The following is a 14,774-nucleotide window of genomic DNA, read 5'->3' as shown; positions in this document are numbered from 1 at the left end:
GTCAGCCGGTGCGCCCGTCGGCGCGCCCGTCGAGGCGGAAGCGGCCGAGCACCCGGTCCACCAACTGGCCCGCCGCCCCGGTGTAATGGCCCGGATCCGACAGCTTCCGGAGGTCGTCGGCCGATCGCCGACCGGCCGGGGCGGGGGCTTGGGCGGGGGCTTCAAGCAGAGCTTCGGGCAGGGCTTGGGCGGGAGCTTCGGCGGGGGCTTGGGCCAGGGCGTCGGCAAGCACGTCGGCCAGGTGCCTGCCGGTGGTCGCCGCCTCCGCCGACGCCCGGCCGAGCAGGGCCTTCGCCTCGGCCCGGCCCAGTTCCACGGACAGCAGCGCCGCGAGCCGTTCGGAGACGACCAGGCCGCCGGTGAGGTCCAGGTTGGCCCGCATCCGCTCCGCGTGGACGGTCAGGCCCTCGGTCAGTTCGGCGGCGGTGTGCGCCGCGCCCCCCGCCAGCCGCAGGCAGTCGCGCAGCGGCGCCCATTCGGCGTGCCAGGCGCCGGCGGGCCGCTCGTCGTCGTGGACCGACGCCTGCATGAGGGTGCCGACGAGGGAGGGCACCTGGTACGCGGCGGAGCGGATCAGCGCCGACAGCGCGGGGTTGCGTTTGTGCGGCATGGCGGAGGACGTGCCCCGGCCCTCGGCGGCCGGTTCCGCCAGCTCGCCCGACTCGGTGCGGGACAGCAGTTGGACGTCGGCGGCGACGGAGCCGAGCGCGCCGGTCAGCAGCGCGAGCGCGGCCCCGAGGTCGGTGAGGGGGGTACGGACGGTGTGCCAGGGCACCAGCGGTTCGGCCAGGCCCAGTTCGGCGGCGAGCGCGGCGGGCAGCTCCTGGATGTACCGCTGGCCGCCGTCGGCGGCGGCGGCCGGTGCGTGCAGCAGCGCGTACTGAAGATATCCGGCCATCGTGCCCGCCGCGCCGCCGAGTTGGACGGGCAGCCCCTCGCCGCGCACCCGGCGCAGCCGGTCCCGTGCGTCGAGTACGCCCTGGAGCCAGCCGGCCGCCTTGAGGCCGAAGGTGGTCGGCACGGCGTGCTGGCCGAGGGTGCGGGCGGCCATGGGGGTGTCGCGGTGCCGGGCGGCGAGGCGGGCCAGCGCGGCGGCGGTGCGGTCCAGGTCGGCCAGCACGAGGTCCAGGGTGCGCGCGGCGACCAGCATGAGGCCGGTGTCGAGGATGTCCTGGCTGGTGGAGCCCTGGTGGACGCTGTGCGCGGCGTCGGCGTCCTCGGCGGCGACCAGTTCGGTCAGCCGCCGCACGAGGGGGACGACGGGGTTGGCGGCGCCGCGTGCCTGGACCGCCAGCTCGTACAGGTCGAAGTGTTCGGCCCGCGCGGCCTCGGCGATGGCGCGGGCCGCGGACTCGGGTACGGTGCCGAGCCGGGCCTGGACACGGGCCAGGGCCGCTTCGGTGTCGAGCATCGCCTGGAGGCAGGCGGCGTCGGTGGTGGCGGCCTCGGCGGGGGTGCCGGACCGGACCGGGGAGAAAAGCCCGGTGTCGGCCGGGGACTGACCGATCGTCATGTCTGATTCCTCGTCAACTCTGGCTCAGCACTGCTGAATTCACGTGGTCCGGGACTTCTGGTGGTCCGGCACCGGGGGCCGGGGCGGTCCCGCGGGCAGGGCCAGCACGGCCAGCGCGATCGCGTCGGAGTCTCCCAGGGTCACCGAGTCGACGCCGGGGCGGACCCCGGCGGCGGTCGCCCAGTGCACGGATTCGGTCGGCACGCCGTAGGCGAAGCGGCGGGGGTGGGCGCGGCCCTCGGCGTCCACGAGCCGGTAGGGCCGGGGGGTGACGGCGAGGCCGCCGGTCTCGTACGCGCCGAGTTCCGGGTCGGCGATCGCGTACGGGCGGCACTGCCCGGTGGCCAGCAGGTCCGTCAGCAGCGGGTCGGTCGTCCGGCGCAGGTCGGGCTCGGGCAGCCGGGCCTCGACGAGGGTGGTGACGCGGGTCAGGGAGCCGGGCACGGCGGGCGCCTCGACGGTGAAGACGCCGTGGCCGGGTGCGCCGTGACCGCGGCCGGGGTCGGGGTCGGGGCCGGCCTCGCCGGAGGTGCCCTCGCCGGGGTCGGGGTCGCCCACGCCGGGGTCGGTGCCGACGCGCATGCCGGGGCCGAGGACGGTCAGTGTCCCGGCCTCCACGAGCGCGATCATCTGCTCGATCCGGGCGGCCGGCGGGCCGATGGACAGGAAGGCGTTCAGCGGGGTGTACCAGCGCTCCAGGTCGTCGCGGTGCGAGCGGCCGGTGAGTCCGCCGTGGTCCACCACGAGCCGGATCTCGTTGCGCAGGTCGCGCAGCACGTCGAGGGCGGCCTTGAGGGGGCCTTCGACATTGCCCGCCTCCGACTCGGCGAGGTCGTGGCGCAGGATGTCCAGCAGCCAGTCGCGGTGGTCCCCGACGCTCCGGAAGCCCTGGTCGGCGTGGGGCAGCGAGAGGTGCTTCCAGTCCCAGTGGGCCTCGGGACCGATGCCGTACGCGTCGAGCAGGTCGGACTCCTCGGCGGACCCCCAGGCGGGCTTCAGATACCGGTCCGCGAACCGGCCGGCCTCGCGCTCGCCCACCCGCGGGGCGAGCAGCGCCGTGTAGTAGACGGTCTCGACCTCCTTGGCGATCAGCGGCCACAGGTCGCGGCCGAAGTCGAGGCCGCCGCCGGTCCGGCCGGCGGTACGCAGCCGCTCCAGTTGGGCCGGGGTGAGGACGCGTGGGAGGTGCCGGCCGTGCGCGCCCTTCTGGTTGCGGCCCCGTGAGTGGTACGGGATGCCGCGCCGGGAGGCGGCGTACAGGCGCGGTTCGCGTCCCGAGGGGCCGTAGACGAGCCGGCCGTCGCGGCGGGTGTAGGTGCCGCCGCGACCGAGCGTGAACAGCGTCAGATGGTCGAAGAAGTTCAGCCCCAGTCCGCGCAGGGCGACGGCCTCGCCGGGCCGGACGGCGGACAGGTCGGTGTCGGCGGGGTTGGCGGGCGGGACGTACGTCAGCGCGTGGAGCCTCGCGAAATCGGCCAGTTCGCGTTCGCCGGGGCCGCCGCGCACGGGGAGATGGCCCTGGGCCAGGACGACCGCGTCCAGGCCGTCGACGCGTGAGCCGTCGGCGAGGCGCACGCTCTGCGGGCCGTCCGGCGCCCCGCTGGGCTCCGCCTCCAGCCGGACGGCCCGCAGCGGGTGGACGACGACGCGGACGTGCGCGGGCGCGGTGCGCACGACGTGCCGGAAGACCCACTCCAGGTAGTGGCCGTAGAAGGCGCGGGTCGGGTAGGAGTCGGGAGTGAGGTCGCGGGCCTCGGCGAGCACCTGGTCGTCGTACGTCTCCCCCGGGGCCGATGTGGTCCGCACCGCCCAGTCGAACAGGCTTGGTCCTGGGGCGAGTTCGCCCTCGATCCGCACGCTGTCGTCGGTGAAGAGCGTGACCTGCGAGGCGACGGTGTTCATCAGCAGGTGGTGCGACTGGTCGGTGCGCCACACCGCGCCGGCGCCGGGGCGGTGCGGGTCCACCAGGTGCACCACGAGGGTGGCGCCGGGCGGGAGGTGCCGGCGCGCGTTGGCGCAGAGCCGTTCCAGGACCGAGAGGCCACGAGGTCCGGCGCCGACGACGCATACCTCCAGATGTCCGTCACTCACGCTTGTGTCTCCGTCTCCCGTTGGACGGCCTGGGCCGTGGCCGGTACGTCGTGGCCGGTAGGTCGTGGCCGGGTACGTCGTGGCCGGTAGGTCGTACGCGCCCGCCGGTCAGAGGACTTCGACGGTGGGGCCGGTCTCCAGCCGGTGCCGGCAGTCCAGGACGAAGTCCGAGGCCCGGGCGACGAGTTCGTAGTCGAAGGCGTCGTGGTCGGTCAGCAGCACCACCGCGTCGGCCGCCGCCAGCTCCTCCTCGGAGAAGTCGCAGCGGGTCAGCTTGCTGTTCACGGTCACCGCCTCCACCACGTACGGGTCGGCCGCGCGCACGTCGGCGCCGAGCCCGAGCAGCAGCTCAGCCACGCGCAGCGCGGGCGACTCGCGTGCGTCGCCGGTGTTCGGCTTGTACGCGAGACCCAGCAGCAGGACGCGGGAGCCGGCCAGCGGCCTGCGGCGGGCGTTGAAGGCGAGCAGCAGCCGCTGGACCACGTGGTCGGGCATGTGCCCGTTGATCTCGTTGGCGAGCTCGACGAACTGGAAGCTGCGGCCGAGGGTGCGCCTGACCCGCCAGGACAGGTACTCCGGGTCGACCGGCAGACAGTGCCCGCCGACCCCGGGGCCGGGGGTGAAGCGCATGAAGCCGAAGGGCTTGGAGGCGGCGGCGTCCAGCGCCTCCCAGACGTCGACGCCGAGTTCGTGCGCGTACATCGCCATCTCGTTGACCAGCGCGATGTTGACGTGCCTGAAGGTGTTCTCGATCAGTTTGGACAGCTCGGCGACCTCGGTCGTGCGGACCGGCACGGTGGTGCTGGTGATCGTGTCGTAGAAGGCCCGCACGGCGGTGAGCGACGCCGCGTCGATGCCGGACACCACCTTCGGCGTGTTCTCCAGGCGCCAGGTGGGGTTGCCGGGGTCGATGCGCTCGGGGCTGTAGCCGAGGTGGAAGTCGTCGCCCGCGACGAGGCCCGAGCCCTCCTCCAGCAGCGGGACGAGCAGTTCGACGGTGGTGCCGGGGTACGTGGTCGACTCCAGTACCACGGTCGCGCCGGGGCGCAGCCGCCCGGCGAGGGTGTGGGCGGCCGACTCGATGTACGAGAGGTCGGGGGCGCCGTCGCGCAGGGGGGTGGGCACGGTGACGACGGCGATGTCGAAGCCGTCGAGGTCGGCCGGGTCGGTGGTGGGCAGGTAGGTGCCCCGGTCGAGCAGGGCGGCGAGCTGGGAGTCGGGGATGTCCTCGACGTAGGACTCGCCGCTGACGAGCCGTTTGACGCGGTCGGTGTCCACGTCGTAGCCGACCACGTGGTGGCCGGCCAGCGCGGCCCGGACGGCCAGCGGCAGGCCCACGTAACCCTGCCCGACAACGACGACCTTGCTTTTCACGGTGGCTCCCGTCGGAGAAGTTGGTCAGTTGGTCAGGGGCGTGCGTCAAGGGCGTGCGTCAGGGTCGGGCGTGCGGGGTCGGGCGACAGCGGCCGGGCCGTGGTGGTGGGGGCGCCTCCGTGTCAGTCGAAGAAGGCACAGACCTCGTCGGCCGTCCGCTCGACCTGACTGTCCGTCAGGTTCAGGTTCAGCGGCAGCGCGAGATGGCGCGCGGTCGCCAGTTCAGCGCCGGGTCGCCGCCCGTGCGCGCCCTGGCCGGCGTACGCGGCGAAGGCGGCCAGCCTCGGCAGCGGCACCGGGTAGTAGACGCGGCTGCCGATGCCGTGCGCGGCGAGGTGCGCCGCCAGCGAGTCCCGGCAGATGGTCTGTACGGCGTAGACGTAGTGGCACTGGCCGTCGGCGCCCGTGGTGGGGGCGAGCAGGCCGCGCCCGCGCAGCGCCGCGAAGCGGGAGTTGTAGTGCGCGGCGACGGCCGCGCGCCGGGCGACCATGGCGTCGGCGCGCTCCAGCCGGGCGAGCTGGAATCCGGCAAGCACCTCGTCGAAGCGGCTGTTGAGCCCGACCTCGTGGTGCACGAAGCGCTGTACGCCGTCCTGACCGTGGTTGCGCAACCGCCTCACCAGCGTGGCGAGTTCGGCGCTGTCGGAGAGGACGACGGCGCCTTCGCCCGGCATCCCGAACGGTTTGACCGGGAAGAACGAGTAAAGCCCGATGTCCCCCCAGGTGCCGGCCGCCCGGCCGCCCAGGGTCGCGCCCTGCGCCACCGCCGCGTCCTCGACCACCGCGATCCCGCGCCGCCGCGCGAAGGCGACGATCGCGGGCATGTCGGCCATCGTCGTGAAGGTGTGGGCGGGGACGACCGCGCGGGTGCGGTCCGTCACCCGGCTCTCGGCGTCGACCGGGTCCATGACCATCGTCACCGGGTCGACGTCGGCGAAGACCGGCACCCCGCCGATGCCGAGCACCGTCGCGGCCAGCGGCTCCGCGCCGAAGGCGGGCACGATCACCTCGTCGCCGGGGAGGACCCCGACGGCCCGCAGGGCGAGGACGAGCGCGCTCGTCCCGCTGGCGCAGGCGACGACGTCGCGCACGTCGGCGCGGTCGGCCAGCCGCCGCTCCAGTTCGGCGGTGCGGCGGCCGAGGATGAACTTCTGCTCGGGGTCGGTGCCGACCTCGTACAGCACCTCGCGCAGCAGTTCCCGCTCCTCGTCCGGGAGTCGGGTGTGCGCGTAGGGGACGGGGTCGGGGGCCGTCGTGGCGGCGGCGGCGCGCGGCGGGGCGGCCTGTGCGGGCGATGTCTCGGTGGTCATGACGTACTCCCGGTGAAGAAGGAGCGGACGGCGTCGCACACCCGGCCGAGCTGCGTGAGGGTCAGTTCGGGGTGGAGCGGCAGGGCGACGGTGCGGTGGCTCGCCGCCTCGGCGCGCGGGAAGTCGCCTTCCTGGTGGCCGAGATGGGCGAAGCAGGGCTGGAGGTGCAGGGGCAGCGGGTAGTACGTCTCGGTGCCGATGCCCGCGGCGGCGAGGTGCGAGACGAGGGCGTCACGGCGGTCGGTCTCGATGAGATAGACGTAGAAGACCGGGTCCACCGGCTCGCCGCGCTCCACGACCGTCGGCAGCCGCCGGACGCCGGGGATACCGCGCAGCCGGCGGGTGTACGCGTCGGCCAGCACGGCGCGGCGGCGGATGTCGTCGTCCAGCGTGGTGAGCTTGGTGAGCAGGGCCGCGGCCTGGAGTTCGTCCATCTTGCTGTTGGTGCCCGCCAGTTCACCCTGCCGCGCGTACTCGGCGCGGCCCGCGGGTGGCTTGCGCGCGGACCCGGCGGACGGGGGTGGCAGCGCCGGCCGGCCGTGGTCGCGCAGCCGCTGGACGGTGCCGGCGAGCGCGTCGTCGTCGGTCAGCACCATGCCCGCGTCGCCGAGCGCGCCCAGCGTCTTGGTGGGGAAGAACGACAGCACGCCGCCCGCCCCGAGCAGACCGGTGTGGCGCCCGTCCAGCCGCATCCCGATGCCCTCGGCGCTGTCCTCCAGGACGAGCAGACCGTGGCGTTCGGCGACCGCGAGCACCGCGGTCATGTCGGCGGGCTGGCAGAACAGATGCACCGGCATGATCGCCTTGGTGCGCGGGGTGACCAGCGCTTCGAGCGCGGCGGGGTCGAGGTTGTAGGTGAGCTGATCGACGTCGGCGAAGACCGGGACGGCCCCGGCGAGCGCCACGGAGCTGGCCGACGCGAAGAAGCTGAAGGCCGGCACGATCACCTCGTCGCCGGGACCGATCCCCGCCGCGCGCAGCAGCAGGACCAGCGCGTCGGTGCCGTTGCCCACGGCGATCGCGTGCCGGGCACCGGTGTAGGCGCGCAGCGCGGCCTCCAGTTCGGCGGTCTTCGGCCCGTTGGAATACGTCCCCGATTCGCAGATCTCGTCGAGATACGCGCTCAGCCGGGGCCACGACCGCTCGAAGGATTCCGCCTGTGTGAAGAACGGGACGGTGCTCGCCGGGACCGGCATCGCCTTGCTGTCCATTTCACTCCACTCGTCTCAGCACTTCAGCGGAACTCAGCCGTTCGAACGTAGACCGGGCGCCGACACCCTTCGATAGCAATCACCCGGCAATCCATTGGCAGTTGCGGGGGACAGTGCAGTCAAGCACGTGCAGAACTCTGCCTATTACCGGGGTCGTCACTTATTGCCGGTCCGAAAAACCTTGACTTGCCTCTTCGGTGTGGTCGACGGTGAAGCCCAATTCCACGGACCGACAGGAGTTTCCAGTCGTGACCGACAACGTGACCGACAAGAAAGTGATCCTCGCCGAGCCACGCGGATTCTGTGCGGGGGTACGCCGGGCGATAGAAATCGTCGAGAAGGCATTGGAGGTCCACGGCGCTCCCGTGTATGTGCGAAAAGAAATCGTGCACAACCACTACGTGGTGGGGGTGCTGAAGCGGCGCGGCGCGATCTTCGTGGACTCCGAGGCGGACGTACCGCCCGGCGCGGTCTGTGTGTTCTCCGCGCACGGGGTGGCCCCGGAGGTCCGGGAGAACGCGAAGGCCCGCCGGCTCGACACCATCGACGCGACGTGCCCGCTGGTGGCCAAGGTCCACCAGGAGGCCCGGCGCTACGCCCGCGACGGCCGCACCCTGCTGCTCGTCGGCCACGCCGACCACGAGGAGGTCGAGGGCACGTACGGCGAGGCCCCGGACCGCACGGTGATCGTGGAGAGCGTCGAGAGCGCGCACGACCTCGACCTGCCGCGTGACACCCCGGTCGCGGTCCTCACCCAGACCACGCTCTCGATGGACGAGACGGCCGGCATCGTCGCCGTGCTCAACGAGCGCTTCGACGATCTGCGGAGCCCGGCCGACGGGGACATCTGCTACGCGAGCACCAACCGGCAGGTCGCGGTGAAGGAGATCGCCGCGCGCAGCGATCTCGTGCTGGTCGTCGGGTCGCGCAACTCCAGCAACTCGGTACGGATGGTGGAGGTGGCCCTCCTCGAAGGGACCGCCGCCTATCTGGTGCCGGACGTGACCGAGCTGGACACGAGCTGGCTGGACGGGGTGCGGACGATCGGGGTGAGCGCCGGTGCCAGCGCGCCCGAGCTGCTGGTCGACCAACTGCTTGAGCGGCTGGACCAGTTGGGCTACCACGACGTGGAGCTGTCCGTCACGACCAAGGAGGACATCGTCTTCCAGCTGCCGTCGGGCCTCACGCAGGCGCGGCCGTCCGCCTGAGCCGCCCGAGCCGCCCGTACGACCGGCGCTGTCCGTACGACCGGAGCCGGCGCCCGGACCGAATCCGCACGATTCGCGCCACGTACGCACCGGAGCCGGCGCCGCGAGCCCGGAGCGCCGGGCCTCGGAGCCGTACGCCCGAAAAAGCACGGGACGGCCCGCAGTGCCCAGGACCAGATCGCCGACACGACAGGAGAACGCCCATGACCGTCTCACCGCCCGCGCCCGCACCGGCCGTCGACCACCTCGGAGGGCTCGCCGCCCGGTCCCGCGCGGCCGTCCTGGACCGTACCGAGAAGCGGCTCGACGCGATGCTCGACGCGGAGCACACCCGCTGGGCGGCGGTCGACGCACGCGCCGCGGTCCCCGTCGACGCCATCGGCGAACTGATCCGCGCGGGCGGCAAACGGCTGCGGCCCGCGTTCTGCGCGGCCGGATTCCTGGCGGCGGGCGGCGAGTTGTCCGACTCCCGCGTGGTGGACGCGGCAGCGGCGATCGAGATGCTGCACGCGTTCGCGCTGATCCACGACGACGTCATCGACGACTCCGACCGGCGCCGCGGCAAACCCACCGTCCACGTCGAGCACATCGAGCGGCACCGCGCACACGGCTGGCAGGGCGAGGCCCGCCGCTACGGCGAGGGCATCGCCGTACTCGCCGGTGACCTGGCCTTCTCGTACGCCGGGCAGCTCATCCAGGAGCTGCCCGCCGAGGCCCGGCTGGTCTGGGGACGGCTCGTCAGCGAGATGATCATCGGCCAGCACCTGGACGTCACGGTCGCCGCGGAATCCCTCCCGGACCCGAAGCTGGCCCGGTACATCGCCAACGCCAAGTCCGGCCACTACAGCATCCACCGCCCGCTGGAACTCGGCGCGGCCATCGCAGGCGACACCACGTCGGCCGCCGCCTTCGAGGCGTACGGCACGGCGCTGGGCGAGGCGTTCCAGCTCCGTGACGACCTCATCGACACATACGGCGACGCGGACGCGGTCGGCAAGCCGGTCGGTCTCGACGCCCAACAGCACAAGATGACCCTCCTGGTGAGCCTCGCCGCGCTGCGCGACCCCCGCGTGGGCGAGCTGGTGCGGGCCGACCACTGGGACGGCGCCGCCCTGGCGGAGGCGCTGACCAGCAGCGGCGTACGCGCCGAAGTGGAGCGCCGCATCGACGAGTTGGTGGTCCAGGCGCACGAGGCGCTGTCGGCCGCGCCCATCAGCGAGGAGTGGAAGCGCGAACTCGCCGTGATGGCGACCTCCGTGGCCTACCGCGACCACTGATCCGGCACCACCCCGCTGTCCCCTCCCCCTCTCCCCCTCTCCCCCTCTCCCGGAGTCGCCGGATCTCCGCACGCCTCAACGCCTCACGCCTCCACGCCTCCACGCCTCCACGCCTCAAGAGCGAAGGTCACGTCATGCTGAACACGTTCATCGTCGGCGGCGGGCGAGCCGGCCTCGGGCTGCACTGGCCGGTGCTGCGCAAACTGCGCGCCCTCCCCGACGCGGCCGGCCTGTGGTCACCGGATCCGCCCATGGTCTGGGACGTCCAGGACATCCGCGAACAGGCCTTGGCCGAGGGCCTGTCGCCGGCCGGCTCGCTCGCCCACGCGGCCGAACTCGCGGACCCCGCCACCACGGTCGTCCATCTGTGCACCCCGCCGGTCGACCGGTTCGCCACGCTCCAGCAGCTGGCCGATCTCGGCTACACCCGCATCGTGGTCGAGAAGCCGCTGTCCGTCGGCGTCGCCGGTCTTGAGGCCATCGACATGCTGGCTCGGGTGCGCGGTCTGCGGCTGCGGGTCGTCTCGCCGTGGCTGGCCAGCTCGCTGACCCGGGAGCTGGCGGAGCTGACGCGCTACGGCGCGCTGGGCGCGCTGCGTTCGATGGCCTTCACCCAGTTCAAGCCGCGCTGGACACGCACCCTGCGCTCCAACAACCACACCACCGCCTTCGACGTGGAGCTGCCGCACTCCCTCGGTGTCGCCCTGCGGCTCGCGGGCGACGCCGGGATCACCGACGCGGCGCTGACGGACATGCGGATCGGCGACACCGTCATCCCGAACATGGGCGGCGCCCGGCTGACACTCCGTCACCACAACGGCGTCACCACGGAGATCGCCTCCGACCTCACCTCGCCGATCCGCGAACGCCGGATCGGACTGCGGTACGACACCGGCCGTGCCGTCGGCCACTACCCGATCAGCGACGTCGACCACCACGCCAGCCTGACCGTCCACGACGACACCGGCGGCGGTACGGCGGCCCCGCGGCTCCTCTTCGACGACGCGCTGACCAGCTACATCGACCACGTGTACCGGGACTACGCGGCGGACACCGACCGCTCCGGCGGCTCCGGCCGCTCCGGCCGCTCCGGCGACTGGGACGACTACGCGATCGCCCGCCGAGTGGTCCAACTGCTTCAGGAAGCACGCCTGTTGGCCGCCGCACAGGACCCCCACCACCAGGACTCGGCGGCGCCCGCCCACCAGCCGCTGACCGGCGTCTCCACCGCGCTCCAGGGCGGAGCCGACCATGAGGGATGACATCCGGCTGAGCGGTATCGGCGACGAGGCCGCCCCCGGCCTCGACCGCCAGATCGAGGCGGTGCGGCGACTCGGCTGGGACAGCGTGGAGCTGCGGTCGGTGGACGGTGTCCCCCTCGCCGACCTCGACGGCCCGGCCTTCGACCGGGTGGCCGGGTCGATCGCCGACGCCGGTCTCGGGGTCTCCTGCGTCGACTCCCGGATCGGCAACTGGGCCCGTACGGTCACCTCCCCGTTCGCCGACGACCTGACCGAGCTCGAACGGCTCGCCGACCGGTGCCACCTCCTCGGCACCCGCTACGTGCGCATCATGTCCTACCCCAACGCCGGTCTGACGGAAGGCGATTGGGAGCGGGAGGTGCTGCGCCGGACACGGCTGCTGACGGCCCGCGCCGAGCACGCGGGCCTGGTCCTAGTGCACGAGAACTGCGCGGGCTGGGCCGCCACCGACCCGGCGCGCATGCTCCGCCTCCTGGAGGCGGCCGACAGCCCCGCGCTGCGGCTGCTCTTCGACGTCGGCAACGGCATCGCGTACGGCTACGAGGCGTACGACCACCTCGCGCGGATCGCGCCGTACGTCGCCCACGTCCATGTGAAGGACGGCACCGGCGACACGAACGCCCAGTTCTACTCGCTGCCCGGCGACGGGGACTGCCGGGTCGCGGACTCGCTGCGGCTGCTCTTCGACCAGGGCTACGCCGGTGCCGTGTCGATCGAGCCGCACATCAACATCCGCCCGCACGAAGGATGGTCGGACCCGTCCGGGGACTACGTGGACGCGTTCGTGGCGTACGGGCAGCGGCTCGAAAAGCTGGTACGCGAGCTGGGTCCGGCGGTGGGCCGCGCATGACCCACACCGCCCGGCAACCGCGCCGGATCAGCCCGTGCACCGCCGTCCGGCTCACCGGGTCCGACCGGGAACTGCTCCTGCGCCTCCTCGCCCTGCGCACCGCCGGCCCCCTGGAGACCGGCGGCGCGGAGCCGGTCGAACTGTGGGAGGCGCAGAGCGCGTACGCCCGGGCGGCGGGTGAACTCGGCTTCCGGGTCGTCCACCACGCCCCCGCCGGACCCGACGCGCTCACCGGCTCCGATGTGCCGCGCTCCGTGCGCCAGGCAGCCGGGGCCACGCCCGGATTCCTCGACTGCCAGCCGAACATGGTCCTGCGGCTGGGACCCGAACTGCCGCGCGCCGCGACGGTGATGTTCAACGTCCACCTGGACACCGTCGCGGGCGGCGGCCCGGTCTCGTTCAACGGCTCCCGCTTCCACGGCCGCGGCTCCATCGACGCCAAGGGTCCCGCTGTCGGACTGCTCGCCGGACTGCGGGCCGCCCTCGCGGCCTCCCCCGCGCTCGGCACCGAGGTGGGCGTGCTGATCCAGCTCGTCTCGGGCGAAGAGGGCGGCGCCATGGGGGTGTTCGGCACCAAACCCCTGGTCGAGCAGGGGTACATGGGGCGGCTCAACGTCTTCTGCGAGCCGACCGGCCTTCGCGTACTGAGCAGGGCCACCGCCTCCATGACCGCCCGCCTGCGCGTCGACGGCCGCGACGGCATCGACGACGAGCCGGGCGCGGGCCACAACGCGACGGTACTGCTGGGCTACCTGGCCCAGCACCTGGCCACCGAACTGCCGCCGTACGCGGTCGACGGACAGGTCTGCGTGGCCGGCCTGAACACCGGCTCCATGCACAACAAGGTCTACGGCACAGGCCAGTTGCTGATCAACCTGTCGTACGGCTCCCAGGACACCGGGCGCAAACTGGAAGCGGCGCTGGACGACGTACTGCGCACCGGCGTGGAGCGGTTCCGCGAGCGCTTCGCCGACAGCCCGACCTTCGCCACCACCGCCCGCGACGCCGCCCACGTGACCCATCTGGACTGGCTCAAGCGCGGACTGCCCGCGCTGTACGCCGACGACGCGTGGGTGAGCGGGCTGCTGCTCGACCGGGCGGGGCTCGCCCCGTGGCCGGCCGAACTGCCCGCGTTCACCTGCGACGCGATCTGGCTGGCCGGCGTACCCGACACCTCGACGGTGGTCTTCGGCCCCGGCGACCTCGGCGCCAACCAGGCACACGCGGAAGGTGAGTTCGCCGATCTGGCCGACCTCGACCGGTACGCGCGGCACATCGGGCGCCTGCTCATCTCCTTCGCACGCGATCGGCTGGACCAAGACGCAGACCCAGACCCAGACCAGGACCAGGACCAGGACCAGGGGAACTGACCTATGACGACGAGCACATCCGCCACCACATCCGTACGGGTCGGCCTCACCGAGCTGGTGGAGTTCACCGCCGCCGTGTTCCGGCACCACGGCCTGCCCCCCGGGCGGGCCCTGACCGCCGCGCACGCCCTGGTCCACGGCGACCTGACCGGCATCACCTCGCACGGCCTGACCAACCTCACCCGGCTCTATCTGAAGCTCTTCGAGGACGGCCGCTGCGACCCGGCCGCCGAGCCGCGGGTGCTGGCCGACCGGGGCGCAGCGGTCCTGCTGGACGCCCGCCGCGCCCTCGGCCTCTGGTCGGCGAGCGAGGCCGTCGACCTGGCCGCCGAGCGTGCCCTCCAGTACGGCGTCGGACTCGTCTCCGTACGCGACGCCACGCACCTGGGCTGCGCGGGCGCGCACGCCAAACGCGCGGCGGACCGCGGCATGATCTGCCTGCTGGTCTCCAACTGCGGTCAGCAGCGCATCATCCGGCCGCCCGGCGGACAGGCCGCGCTGCTCGGCACCAACCCGCTCGCGTTCGCCGCGCCCGCCGGCCCGCGCCCGCCGCTCGTCCTCGACATGAGCACCACCGTCGTCCCGACCGGCCGCGTCCGGGGCGCGGCACGGGCCGGACAGCCCATCCCCGAGGGCTGGTTGGAGGACAGGGACGGCCGGCCGGTGACCGATCCGCAGGCGCTGGACCGGGGCGACGGCTATCTGAAGTGGCTGGGCGGCGATCCGGCCACCGGGGCGTTCAAGGGGTACGGCCTCGGGCTGCTGGTCGAAGTGCTCGGCGCGCTGCTGCCGGGGGCCGGTCTCGGCCCGGCCCCCGAAGCCTGGTCCGGCAGCGGCAGCCCCAGCGGCCAGGACGACAACATCGGCTTCACCGTGCTGGTCGTCGCCCCGGCGGAGCTGCGGTCGCGGGAGGACTTCGAGTCGCAGACGGCGGGGATGTTCGACGCGCTGGTCGGCTCCCCGGCGGTGGACGAGGCCCGTCCGGTCCGCTACCCCGGCTGGTTCGAGGCGGAGCGCGCGACGGAGCACGGCAAGAGCGGGGTCCCGCTGTCGGCGCCCCTGTTCGCCGAGTTGGTGACGGTCGCGAAGGACCGCTCCCTGCGAGCCCCGACCGCGCTCCCAGAAAGCCCGCCCGGCGCCGGTTCGCCCTCAACAGTCAGCCCGCCCGGCGCTTGAGGGCAGAACAGTCAGCCCGTCCGGCGCTTGAGGGCAGAACAGTCAGCCCGTCCGGCGCTTGAGGACAAGAACCCAGCCCGCCCGGCGATTGAGGACACCCCTCCCCCACACACGACAACCGCGTCCAAGGAG

The 14,774-nt window shown here is 73.1% G+C and carries 11 protein-coding genes; 6 read left to right on the top strand and 5 right to left on the bottom strand.

The window, feature by feature from the left end; translation table 11 throughout:
* Position 1: 1 nt before the first annotated feature.
* The 5 genes from pcaB to OG700_RS23660 form a co-directional block, all read right to left on the bottom strand.
* Positions 2–1,513: a 3-carboxy-cis,cis-muconate cycloisomerase gene (gene pcaB / locus OG700_RS23680; protein WP_405616730.1), complete on the bottom strand. Its 1,512-nt coding sequence runs from the start codon at positions 1,511–1,513 to the stop codon at positions 2–4.
* 39 nt (positions 1,514–1,552) lie between these two features.
* On the bottom strand, positions 1,553–3,604 hold the full coding sequence (locus OG700_RS23675; protein WP_405616728.1) for an FAD/NAD(P)-binding protein: 2,052 nt from the start codon (positions 3,602–3,604) through the stop codon (positions 1,553–1,555).
* A gap of 108 nt (positions 3,605–3,712) precedes the next feature.
* Positions 3,713–4,978 carry a nucleotide sugar dehydrogenase gene (locus OG700_RS23670; protein ID WP_405616726.1) on the bottom strand — a complete coding sequence of 422 codons (1,266 nt, stop codon included), beginning with the start codon at positions 4,976–4,978 and terminating at the stop codon, positions 3,713–3,715.
* A 122-nt stretch (positions 4,979–5,100) separates the two neighbouring features.
* On the bottom strand, positions 5,101–6,288 hold the full coding sequence (locus tag OG700_RS23665; protein WP_405616724.1) for a DegT/DnrJ/EryC1/StrS family aminotransferase: 1,188 nt from the start codon (positions 6,286–6,288) through the stop codon (positions 5,101–5,103).
* The gene (locus OG700_RS23660; RefSeq protein ID WP_405616721.1) at positions 6,285–7,499 is read right to left on the bottom strand and encodes a DegT/DnrJ/EryC1/StrS family aminotransferase; all 1,215 of its coding nucleotides are present in this window, start codon (positions 7,497–7,499) and stop codon (positions 6,285–6,287) included. Before OG700_RS23660 ends, OG700_RS23665 begins: the two co-directional genes overlap by 4 nt.
* 248 nt (positions 7,500–7,747) lie before the next feature.
* Here OG700_RS23660 and OG700_RS23655 point away from each other — a divergent pair, with 248 nt between their 5' ends.
* The 6 genes from OG700_RS23655 to OG700_RS23630 all read left to right on the top strand — a co-directional run bounded on the left by OG700_RS23655 (position 7,748) and on the right by OG700_RS23630 (position 14,642).
* Positions 7,748–8,707, top strand: coding sequence for a 4-hydroxy-3-methylbut-2-enyl diphosphate reductase (locus OG700_RS23655; protein ID WP_405616719.1), 960 nt, complete (start codon positions 7,748–7,750; stop codon positions 8,705–8,707).
* Between the two features lie 203 nt (positions 8,708–8,910).
* A complete protein-coding gene (locus tag OG700_RS23650) occupies positions 8,911–9,984 on the top strand; it encodes a polyprenyl synthetase family protein (protein ID WP_405616717.1) in 1,074 nt (357 codons plus the stop codon).
* A gap of 134 nt (positions 9,985–10,118) precedes the next feature.
* Positions 10,119–11,246, top strand: a complete 1,128-nt coding sequence (locus tag OG700_RS23645) for a Gfo/Idh/MocA family oxidoreductase (protein ID WP_405616715.1) — start codon at positions 10,119–10,121, stop codon at positions 11,244–11,246.
* Complete coding sequence (locus tag OG700_RS23640) at positions 11,236–12,096, top strand: sugar phosphate isomerase/epimerase family protein (protein WP_405616713.1); 861 nt, start codon at positions 11,236–11,238, stop codon at positions 12,094–12,096. Before OG700_RS23645 ends, OG700_RS23640 begins: the two co-directional genes overlap by 11 nt.
* Positions 12,093–13,466 carry a M20/M25/M40 family metallo-hydrolase gene (locus OG700_RS23635; protein ID WP_405616711.1) on the top strand — a complete coding sequence of 458 codons (1,374 nt, stop codon included), beginning with the start codon at positions 12,093–12,095 and terminating at the stop codon, positions 13,464–13,466. The genes OG700_RS23640 and OG700_RS23635 overlap by 4 nt, the downstream gene beginning before the upstream one ends.
* A gap of 3 nt (positions 13,467–13,469) precedes the next feature.
* Entirely contained in the window at positions 13,470–14,642 is a 1,173-nt protein-coding gene (locus OG700_RS23630; protein ID WP_405616709.1) for an Ldh family oxidoreductase, read from the top strand.
* Positions 14,643–14,774: the final 132 nt, after the last annotated feature.

Source organism: Streptomyces sp. NBC_01508 (assembly GCF_045040315.1).
Lineage (GTDB): Bacteria > Actinomycetota > Actinomycetes > Streptomycetales > Streptomycetaceae > Streptomyces.
The sequence above is the reverse complement of the archived record's forward strand: the minus strand, read 5'-3'. Positions and strand labels throughout refer to the sequence as shown.